The 11086-nt window shown below is 75.9% G+C and carries 5 protein-coding genes; 4 read left to right on the top strand and 1 reads right to left on the bottom strand.

What is annotated here, in order from left to right:
- The 4 genes from GA0115254_RS19910 to GA0115254_RS19895 form a co-directional block, all read left to right on the top strand.
- A partial coding sequence (locus GA0115254_RS19910) for a non-ribosomal peptide synthetase (protein WP_141720870.1) occupies positions 1–4072 on the top strand: 4072 nt, incomplete at its 5' end.
- A gap of 14 nt (positions 4073–4086) precedes the next feature.
- Positions 4087–4311 (top strand): MbtH family protein, encoded by a 225-nt coding sequence (locus GA0115254_RS19905; protein WP_093896636.1) that lies wholly within the window; start codon positions 4087–4089, stop codon positions 4309–4311.
- A complete protein-coding gene (locus GA0115254_RS19900; protein ID WP_093896635.1) occupies positions 4308–4643 on the top strand; it encodes an ATP-binding cassette domain-containing protein in 336 nt (111 codons plus the stop codon). The genes GA0115254_RS19905 and GA0115254_RS19900 overlap by 4 nt, the downstream gene beginning before the upstream one ends.
- A gap of 63 nt (positions 4644–4706) precedes the next feature.
- A complete protein-coding gene (locus GA0115254_RS19895) occupies positions 4707–7025 on the top strand; it encodes a lantibiotic dehydratase (protein ID WP_218105563.1) in 2319 nt (772 codons plus the stop codon).
- A gap of 27 nt (positions 7026–7052) precedes the next feature.
- Here GA0115254_RS19895 and GA0115254_RS19890 read toward each other — a convergent pair.
- The coding region (locus GA0115254_RS19890; RefSeq protein WP_093896634.1) for an SDR family NAD(P)-dependent oxidoreductase at positions 7053–11086 on the bottom strand (4034 nt) is incomplete at its 5' end.

Genomic DNA, 11086 nt, shown 5'->3' with positions numbered 1-11086 from the left:
GCCCGCCGCGGCCGGCACCCGGGCGGCCCGTACCCCGGCCGAACAGGTGCTGTGCGAACTCTTCGCCGACGTGCTGGGCGCGCCCGCGGTCGGCGCCGACGACGACTTCTTCGACCTCGGCGGCCACTCCCTGCTGGCCACCCGGCTGACCGGCCGGGTGCGGGACGCCCTCGGGGTGGACGTGGACGTCCGGACGCTGTTCGAGCACCCCACCCCGGCCGCCCTGGCGGCGGAGCTGGCCGACCGCGAAGGCGGTCCGGTGCGCCCGCGGCCGGAGCCGGCCGCCCGGCCGGCGCGGCTGCCGCTCTCGTACGGGCAGCGGCGGTTCTGGTTCCTCAACGAGCTCGCCGGCGGTGCCGTCAACAACAGCATGCCGCTGGCACTGAGGCTGCCCGGCGACGCGGACACCACAGCCTTGCGACACGCCCTCGACGACGTCGTGGCCCGGCACGAAAGCCTGCGCACGGTGTTCCCCACCGGGCCCGACGGCGTCCCCTACCAGCACGTGCCGGCCGGCGGCCGGGCACCGCTGAGCACCGTCGGGTGCGCCCCCGAGGACGTGCCCGCGGCGATGGCCACGGCGCTCGCCCGCGGCTTCGACCTCGCCACGGAGACCCCGCTGCGCGCCCACCTGTTCACCGCCGGCCCCGGCGAATCCGTCGTGCTGCTCGTCCTGCACCACATCGCCGGTGACGGCTGGTCGCTGGGTGTCCTCGCCGACGACCTGCACACCGCGTACCAGTCCCGGCTGGCGGGCCGCGCCCCCGCGTGGCAGCCGCTGCCGGTCCAGTACGCCGACGTCACCCTGTGGCAGCGCAGCCTGCTCGGCGCGCCGGACCGGCCCGACAGCCTGCACTCCCGCCAGCTGGAGCACTGGCGTCGCACGCTCGCCGGCCTGCCCGACTGCACCCCGCTCCCGACGGACCGGCCGCGCACCGCCGCGACCGGCGACCACGGCGGTACCGTCACCCTCGGTGTCGACGCCGACCTGCACGCGCGCCTGCTGGGTGTCGCCAGGCGTACCGGGACCACCCTGTTCATGGTGCTGCAGACGGCGCTGAGCGCCCTGCTGACCCGGCTGGGCGCGGGCACCGACATCCCGATCGGCACGCCGGTGTCCGGCCGCGGCGACGCGTCCCTGGACCGGCTCGTCGGCTGCTTCGTCAACTTCCTGGTGCTGAGGGCCGACACCGGCGGCGATGCGACGTTCCGCCGGCTGCTGGAGCGGGTGCGGAAGGCGGACCTGGACGCCTACGCGCACGCGGACCTGCCCTTCGAGTCCCTGGTCGAGGCGCTCAACCCGGCCCGGACACCGGCCCGGCATCCGCTGTTCCAGGTGGTGCTGTCGCTGCAGACGGCCACGGCGGCGGACGGCGGCTTCGAGGAACTGCCGGTCGAACCGGCCACCGCCCAGTTCGACCTGTTCTTCGAGGTCACCGAGCGGCGCGGAACCGACGGCGCACCGCAGGGCCTGGACTGCCACCTCGGCTACCGCGGCGATCTGTACGACCGCGGCACCGCGCAGGCGTTCCACCGGTGGTTCGGGATGCTGCTGCGCGCCATGGCCGCCGACATCGACCAGCCCATCAGCCGCCCGCGGCTGCTCACCGGCGCCGAGCGCCGGCGCCTGCTCCACGAGTGGAACGCCACCGGGGCTCCGGCGGCCCCGGACGTCGTGACCGCGTTCCAGCGGCAGGTCCTGCGCACCCCGGAGGCCGACGCCGTCATCGGCGAGACCGGCACGCTCAGCTACACCGGCCTCGACCGGCGGGCCAACCGGCTCGCGCACCATCTGATCGGCCGGGGCGTCGGCCCGGGCGCGCTGGTCGCCCTGCTCCTGCCGCGGACCGAGGAGTTCCTGGTCGCCGTCTTCGCGGTGCTCAAGGCCGGAGCGGCGTACCTGCCACTGGACCCCGACCACCCCTCCGACCGCCTGCGTCACGTACTCGACGACGCCGCGCCCGATCTGGTGCTGGAGGCGGTGCCGGACGACGGCGACCTGGCTGCGGCCGGGTGTCCGGGCACCGCCCCCGACGACGCGGACCGGCCGGCCGGGCCGCCGTCCGCCTCCGACCCGGCGTACGTCATCTACACCTCGGCGACCACCGGGCCGCCCAAGGGCGTCGTCATCGGCCGGGGGGCCCTCGCCAACCTGCTGGCCGCCCTGCGCGGCATCCTGCGGCTGACTCCTCGCGACCGGATGCTGTCGGTGACCACCGCGGCCTTCGACATGTCGGTGCCGGAGCTCTACGGTCCGCTGCTGAGCGGCGCCGCCGTCGTGCCGGCCGGTCCGCGGACGGTCCGCGACCCGGTGGCGCTGGCCCGGCGGTGCGCGGAGACCTCGGTCACCGTCGTGCACGCCACCCCCTCGCTGTGGCAGTCCCTGGCCGAATCCGTCCCGGAACTGCTGCCCGGGCTGCGGAAGTTCACCGGCGCCGAGGCGCTGCCCGCCGGGCTGGCCGGCCTGCTGTCCGGCCCCGGCGGCGAGCTCACCAACCTGTACGGTCCGACCGAGACCACCGTGTGGTCCACCGCGGCCCGCCTCTTCGGCCCGGTTGACGGGCAGCCGATCGGCACTCCGCTCGCCAACACCCGGGCCTACGTGCTCGACGAACGGCTGCAGCCGGTCCCGCCCGGGGTGACCGGGGAGCTGTACCTCGCCGGCGCCGGGCTCGCGAACGGCTATCTGCGCCGGCCCGCGCCGACCGCCGAACGGTTCACGGCGTGCCCGTGGGGACGGCCCGGCGAGCGCATGTACCGCACCGGCGACCTGGCCCGCTGGACGTCCGCGGGGCAGCTGGAGTACTGCGGCCGGGCCGACCAGCAGATCAAGCTCCGCGGGTTCCGGATCGAGCCGGGCGAGGTCGAAGCGGCCCTGGTCTCCCATCCGGACGTGGCCCGGGCGGCGGTCGTCGCGCGCGAGGACCGGCCCGGCGACCGGCGGCTGGTGGCCTATGTCGTACCGGGGGCGGGCGGTGGCGTCGACCCGGCGGCGCTGCGCACGCACGCGGGCCGCACCCTGCCGCCCTACATGCTGCCGAACGCGATCGTCGCGCTCGCGGCGCTGCCGCGGACGCCGAACGGCAAGCTCGACCGCCGGGCGCTCCCCGCGCCGCCGGCCGCCCGCGCGGGCCTCGCCGCCCGCAGCCACCGCGAGGAGCTGCTGTGCCAGCTCTTCGCCGAGGTGCTCGGCGTACCGCGCGTCGGCGTCGACGACAACTTCTTCGACCTCGGCGGCCATTCGCTGCTGGCCGCCACGCTGGCCGGCCGGATCCGGGCCGAGCTCGGCGCCGAACTGGGCCTCGGCCTGCTGTTCGAGCACCCGACGGCGGGCGGTCTCGCCGCGCGGCTGGACGGTGGCGGCGGACGCGGGCTGGGCGTGCTGCTGCCGATCCGCACCACGGGAAGCCTGGCGCCGCTGTTCTGCGTGGCGCCGGTCGCCGGTCTCGCCTGGTGCTACACGGGCCTGCTGCGGCACCTGGACCCCGAGCGGCCGATCTACGGCCTGCAGTCCCGGCTCGCCGCTCCTGGCCGCCCGCTGCCCGGCTCGCTCGCCGAGGTCGCCGCCGACCACCTCGAGCAGATCCGCTCCGTACAGCCCACCGGCCCGTATCACCTGCTCGGCTGGTCGTACGGCGGGCTGGTGGCGCACGAGCTGGCCGTGCGGCTGCGGCACGAGGGGGCGCCGGTCGGGCTGCTGGCCCTGCTCGACGCCTATCCGCCGGCCGTCGGCGAACTGGACGTCCCCGTCGACCCGGTGGCCGCGCTGCACCGCCTGCTGGGCCAGGAAACGGCCGCCGACCTGGCCTCCGAGCTGGCCGGGGTGGTGGCCAACAATGCCCGGCTGGCCGGGGCGCACCGCCCCGGGCTCTTCGACGGGGACATCGACCTGTTCCACGCGACCGAAGCACCCGAAGAACCCAGCGCGGCCCGGCCGGCGGCCTGGGCCGATCACACCGCCGGTGACCTGCGTGTGCACCGGATCGCGTGCGCGCACGACGACATGACCCGGCCCGAGCACCTGCGCCGGATCGGCGCCGAGCTCGACATCCGGCTGAGACCACAGCCCTGAAGGAGCAGAACACCATGACCAATCCGTTCGACGACGCCGAGGGCCGCTTCCTGGTCCTGGTCAACGACGAGGGCCAGCACTCGCTGTGGCCCTCGTTCGCCGAGGTGCCCGCGGGCTGGACGGTGGCGCACCCGGAGGACAGCCGCCAGGCGTGCCTGGACCACGTCGAGACGCACTGGACGGACATGCGGCCCCGGAGCCTGGTGCGGTCGATGGAGGATGCCGGGCCGACGTCGTGATCGAGGCCCGTGGTCCGTGCAAGACCTTCCGCAGCCGCAAGGTCGGCGTTCCGGCGGTGCGCGATCTCGCCCCGGACGTCGCCGAGGGGGAGACATTCGGCTTCCCGGGCCCGAACGGCGCCGGCGAGTCGCCCCCGATGCGGATGCTGACCACGCTGCTGCCGCCGGACGGCGGCGAGGCCACGGTGGTCGGCGCCGACCTGCGCCGGCACCCGCGCCGAGTGCGTCGGCGGATTGTCTACGTGGCCCAGGGCCCGGCCACCTGGCGGCTGGTCACGGCCTGCGAGGAACCGGTGATGCAGGGCGCCTGCACGGCATCGTGGTCGTCGTAGGGGGTCTGTCGGCAGCCTGGGCCGTCCGTCGTTTCGCCCGCAGCATCCACTGATTGGGAGCCGGTGACCATTTTGTCCGACCATCTCGTCCCTCTGCCCGGCACCTCGTGGAGCGTGTGGCGGCACACCCTGGTGCGCTCCGCCGGGTTCCCCGCCGACGGCGTCGCCGCGTTCTGCGCGCCGGAGCTGGCCCGGACCGTGGACCGGCACCTGGAAGGTGCCGGTGAAGCCGCCCAGGTCGACGCCGCGTTCGCCGCCGCGATGACCGAACTGGGCCGGGCCGTCCACGACGTGTGCGCCGATCCGCTGTTCCGCCAGGCGGTCACCTGGCAGAACCCCGGAGCGCTCAGCTCCGTGGCCGGGGTGCTGCGCGACGGGCCTGCGGCGCGGCGGAACGAACGCCGCCGCCGCCGGGAGGAGATCGTCGCCAAGTACTGGCAGCGGTACTGCACCAAGAACGACACGATCGGCTTCTTCGGCCCGATGTGCTGGTCGACGGTGGACAACGGCGGTCCGCGACTGGAGGTCCGGCACGGGCCGGCGCTCGTCCGGGACACCGCGGTGCACTTCGAGTGGTGGGCGCTCGACGCGCTGGCGGCGCACATCGCGTCCGACGAACGGCTGCGTCCCTGGCTGCCCGTGGCCAGGCAGCCGCAGCTGCGTCTCGAAGGCCGCCGACTGGTGTGGCCGAACCGGCCCGCGCAGGACCTGCCGGCCGGCGCCGCCGAGCTGGTGGCCCGCTGCGACGGGCGCCGGCGGGCCGGCGAGCTCGCGTCCGGGCTGACCGCGGCCGGCACGTTCCGCCGCCCGGCCGACGTGTACGCCCAGCTCGACGAGCTCACCGCCGCCGGGGTCCTGCGGCTCGGTTTCGACCTGCCGATGGACCTCGGCGCCGAACGGCTGCTGCGCGAGCGGCTGGACGGCATCGGCGACGCCGGGGCCCGGGCGTGGGCGCTGGGGACGATGGACCGGCTGTGCGACGCCCGCGACGCGGTGGCCGCCGCCGACGGCCCGGACGAACTCGCCCGGGCCATGGCCACGTTGGAGGACACCTTCACCGGCATCACCGGCCAGGACGCCCGGCGGCGGCCCGGCGAGACGTACGCCGGCCGCACACTGTGCCACCTGGACAGCGTGCGCGACCTGGACGTCACCGTCGGCGGGGACGTGCTGGCCCGGCTGGCCGGCCTGGCGCCGCTGCTGCAGTCGGCGCGCTGGCTGTCGGCCCGGATCGCGGCGGCGTACACGGCGGCGCTCACCGAGCTGTACCGCGAGCTGGCCGCCGACGCCGGCGGTGCGGAGGTGCCGCTGCGGGAGCTGTGGTTCATGGCCCAGGCGCTGGTCTTCGGCGACGAGCGGCCCGCGGACCCGGTGGTCGCCGACTTCCTGGGCCGGTGGACGGCGGTGCTCGGCCTGGAGGACGTCCGTCACGGCACCGCCGAACTGCGGTTCACCGCCGAGGAGCTCGGCGCCCGTGTCGCCGAGGCGTTCCCCGCCGACCGGCCGGGCTGGTCCGAGGCACGGGTGCACAGCCCGGACGTGCACCTGTGCGCCACCGACGCCGAGGCGCTGGCCCGTGGCGACTACACCCTCGTGCTCGGCGAGCTGCACATCGCCTCCGCCGCGTTCGACACGCAGTTCTTCGCGCTCGGCCACCCCGAACCGCAGATGCTGCGCGAGGCACTGGCCGCCGACCTGCCGGACAGCCGGGTCCGTCTGCTGCTGCCGCACGACTGGCCGCGGCACTGCTCCCGCAACGCGTACTGGATGCACGGTCCGCACGATGTGGAACTGGGCTTCGTCCCGGCCCCGGGGGCGGACCCCGACCGGCTCGTACCGGTCACGGCCCTGACCGTCGTGGAGGTACCGGACGGACTCGTCGCCCGGGCGGAGGACGGTCGGCGGTGGCCGATCCTCGAGGTCTTCGCGAACATGCTGGGCCTGCAGGCGTTCGACACCTGGAAGCTGGCCGGCGCCGACGGCCACACGCCACGGATCACGGTGGACGACCTCGTGCTCGTCCGCCGCACCTGGCGGTCCACGGTCGGTGCCGGCGGGCTGGCCGACGTCACCGGCGAGCAGCAGCGGTACGTGGCGGCCCGCCGCTGGCGGCGGGCCGCGGACATGCCCGAGCAGGTCTACGTCCGGGTCGCCACCGACATCAAGCCGCAGTTCGTCGACTTCACCAGCCCGGTGTACGTGCGCCTGCTCTGCACCATGCTGCGTGGGGCCCGGGCCAAGGGCGGCGACGACGTGGAGGTGATCGTCACCGAGGCGCTGCCCACGGCCGAGCACGCCTGGCTGGCCGATGGGCAGGGCCGGCGGTACTCCTCCGAGCTGCGGCTCCAGATCATCGATCCGGAGCCGCCCGGCCGGCCCTGACCGCCGGCCCGTCCGGCCCGCCCCCGTTCAGCTCGGGCGCGGGCGCGGGAGGACCGGAATCGTCGTGGCCTGCGGAACGGAGCGCGCGGTCGTCGGCCTCGGCTGTGCCGCCCGCAGTTCGGCGATGCGCGTGGCCATGCCCGCGACGGTGGGGGCGTCGAACAGCGTCCGCATCGGCAGCCGTACCCCGGTGGCCTTGCGGATCTGCGCGACCAGTTGCACGGCCACGAGCGAATTACCGCCCAGCTCGAAGAAGTCGTCGTCCTCGGCGATGTCCTCCTCGCCGAGGACCGCCGACCAGACCCGGCCGACGGTGGCCGTCAGGTCGTCGCCGCCGGCCATGCCCGGGCCGGACGGTCCGGCGACGACCGGTTCGGAGTTCTCGCCGCGCAGCACGGCCAGGGCCCGCTCGGCCCGCTCGGCGCTGCCGCGCAGCATGGCGTCGTACCGCCCCGGGGTGATCAGCACATGTGCCGCCGGCGCCGCGGCCACCACCCGGTGGAGCGCTTCCAGACCGTCGGCGGGCATGATCGCCCAGGGGTCCGCGGGCTCGGCGTCCGGCGCCGCGGGTTCCGGCGTCGTGGCGACCGCCGCGCGTATCGCGTCCGGTTCGACGGCGCGCAGCATGAAGTCGGCGACCGTGACGAGCGGCCGTCCTTCGTCATCGGTGACGGCGAAGTCCCAGGAGACGACCGCGGCGGTGTCGTCGTGCGCGCCGTCGCGCCAACGGTGCACCCACACCGCGGAGTCGAGCGGGGCGTGGATGCGCACGCGGCCGTAGCCGATCGGCAGCCGGGTACCGCCGCCGCCCGGCCCGACCGGCATGGTCGCCACGTCCAGCAGTGCGGGATGCAGCGGCCAGTCGGCGCCGTCCGCCTCGGCCGGGACCAGGTGGACGAGTTCCTCGTCGGTGCCGATCCACGCCTCGCGAAGGCAGCGCCAGCGCGGCCCGAACGTCAGGACCGGGTTGCCGCCGAGCTGCTCGTCGAAGCGCTCGGCCTCCGCCGCCGACTCGGCGCACCGCCGGCGGACCGAGGCGAGGTCGAGCCGCGCGGTACCGTCCGGCCGGACCCACGCGGCGTGGCCGCGGGTGTGGGTGCGCACGGTGTCGTCGCGCACGCTGGACACGGTGAACTCCACCCCGTCGGCGTCCGGCCGCAGTGCGACACGGACCTCCGTCCGCGTGCCGTCGGCGGCGCTGATCGGCTCGGTGAACGCGATGTCGGACAGCTCCAGTTCGCTCTCCCCGTCCGGCGCGGGCCGCCACGCCGTCACCGCCGCGCGGACGAGTTCGAGCTGCCCGGTGCCGGGCACCACGGGCACCCCGCCGATGCGGTGCTCGTCGAGCAGCCAGTGCAGTTCGGCCGAGACGGTGCCGCGGCAGTACGCGGGGGCGCCGCCGGAGGCCGGTACCAGCTCGGTGAGCACCGGGTGGGCGATCGGTACGGCGCCGGTCGGCCGGCCCGGACGATCGCGTGCGGTGGAGCGGGCGGCCATCCCGATCCGGGCCCAGGCGCCCCAGCCCAGCGACAACACCGGGGCCGACCAGCCGTGCGCCGAGGCGGCGTAGGCGTCCAGGAAGGCGTTGGCGCCGGTGTAGTCCGTGTCGCCGATGCCACCGACCACCGAGGCCACCGAGGAGAACAGGACCACCGCGTCCAGGGGAAGGTCCCCGAACGCGGTCTGCAGGGCCAGTGTTCCGGCCACCTTCGGGGCGAGCACCGCGCGAGCGGCGTCGAGCGTCTTGACCTCGAGCATGCCGTCGCCCGGCAGGCCCGCCGAGTGAATGATGCCGTCCAGCCGCCCGAACCGTCCCAGGAGTTCTTCGCGGACCCGCCGCAGGGCGGCCGGATCGCACACGTCGGCGGCCACCGGCAGCACCTCCGCGCCCACGGCCTCCATCCGCTCCACGGCGGCGATCGCGGTGCCGGCGCGGCCGGAGGTGCCGCGCAGCGCGGACCACCGGTCCCGCGGCGGCAGTCCGGAGCGGCCGAGCAGGACCAGCCGTGCCCGGAAGCGGCGCGCCAGGTCCTCCGCCACCCCCAGCCCGAGGCCGTCGTAGCCGCCGGTGATCAGATAGACGCCGCCGGTACGCCACGGGCCGGTCCCGCCGTCCGGCAGCGGCACCCGGTCGAAGCCACGTACCCAGAGCCGGCCGCCGCGCAGCGCCAGCGGCCGGTCCCGGTCGTGGCCGGGGTCGCGCCACAGCGCGGCGACCAGCCGGTCCGCGGCGCGGCCTGTACCGGCCTGCCCGGCGTCGAGATCGAGATGGCGGGCGGTGACGGCGGGCAGCTCCCGGTTGACGGCGAGCACGGCCCCGGCCACGGTCGCGTGCTCGGGGCGCCGCGCGTCGCCCCCGACGACGTCGTGCACCCCGGCGGTGACCACATCGAGGTGCACGGGGAGGTCGGCGGCCTCGGCGGCCAGGGCCCGGGCCAGGCAGACGAGGCTGAGGTAGCCGTGCTCCTGGGCCGACCAGGCGGCCGCGACGCGGCCCTCACCGGTCCCGGGGGCCGGCGACCAGGCGTGTACGACTCGCACGCCCTCGGTGAGGACCCCGTCGGCCAGCAGGGCCCGCACCAGGGCGAGGTAGTCGTCCGGCTCGGCGGGGCGCACGGTGTGGCCGCCCGCGCCGTCGCGGGCGTAGCCGCTGCCGGGGCGCACCCGGGTCACCGCCGACCCGGCCCGGGTCAGCGCGGCGGACAGGCCGTCCGTGCCGTCCTCGGTGTCGAAGAGCACGCAGACGGGGGCCGGCCGGGCCGCGGGGGTGGGGGCCAGTTGCCGCCACACCGGTACCTGGAACCACTCGGCCGGATCGGCCGGGACCCGGTCGTCGGCACCCGCACCGGTGGTCTCCTCGGTCTTCGCGGCCGCGGTCTCCGGCGGATCCGGCTCGATCCAGCAGCGGACCCTTTCGTACGGGTAGGCCGGCAGCGGCACCCGGGCCGCCCGCTGCCCGAACGCCTCCGAATCCAGCGGGAATCCGCGGGTCCACAGCGTGCCGGCGGCGGTGTAGCAGACGGTCGGGTCGTCGGCGGACTCGGTCGGTCCGGGCAGGCTGGGCAGCACCAGCGCGTCGCGGCCGGTCTGCATCCGCACCAGTCCGGCGAGCTGCCGGCCCGGGCCGCACTCCACGAACGCCCACTCGCCGTCGGCCAGCAGGGTGCCGACGCAGTCCCCGAAGCGGACGGTGCCGCGCAGGTGCCGCGCCCAGTACGCCGGGTCCGCGGCGTCCTCGGCGGTGAACCACGTCCCGGTGACGTTGGACAGGAAGGGCAGCCGTGGGGCCTGCCGGGGCACCGCGGCCACGGCGGCGGTGAACTCGGCGAGGATCGGGTCCGTCATCGCGGAGTGGAAGGCGTGCGAGGTGCGCAGCTCGCGGCTGCGGACGCCGTCGGCCTCCAGCTCCGCGGCGAATTCCGCGACCGTGTCGGCCGGCCCGGCCACCACGCACACGCCCGGCCCGTTCACGGTGGCCACCGACAGTTCAGCGGGCAGCCGCGGCGCCACCTGCTCGGCCGCCCGCTGCACGGCGAGCATCGCGCCGGCCGGCAGGGCGTCCATCAGCCGTCCGCGCAGCGCGACCAGGCGCAGCGCGTCGGGGAGTTCGAACACCCCGGCGAGGGTGGCGGCGACGTACTCGCCGATGGAATGGCCGACCATCGCGTCGGGAGAGTGGCCCCACGAGCGCCAGAGCACGGCCAGCGCGTACTCCACCGTGAACAGCGCCGGCTGGGTGTACACGGTGCGGCGCAACCGCTGGTCGGCGGCCTCCCGTTCGGCCTGCGCGGCCTCGGTGTCCGGGCCGCTGCCGTCGGCGAACAGCAACTGCCTCAGGTCCAGGCCCAGCTCCGGAGCGAGGAGTTCGGCGCAGGTGTCGACGGTGTCGCGGAAGACGGGCTCGGTGCGGTAGAGCGCCGCGCCCATGCCGGCGTACTGGGCGCCCTGACCGGAGAAGAGCCAGGCCAGCCGGGGGCGTTCCGGCGCGGCCTCGCCGGCCGGCCGGCGCTTGCCCGCCCTGAGCGCGGCCACCGCCCCCGCGCTGTCGGCGGCGACGACCG

Origin of the sequence: Streptomyces sp. Ncost-T10-10d (assembly GCF_900091955.1) — a bacterium.
Classification (GTDB): Bacteria; Actinomycetota; Actinomycetes; order Streptomycetales; family Streptomycetaceae; genus Streptomyces.
The sequence above is the reverse complement of the archived record's forward strand: the minus strand, read 5'-3'. Positions and strand labels throughout refer to the sequence as shown.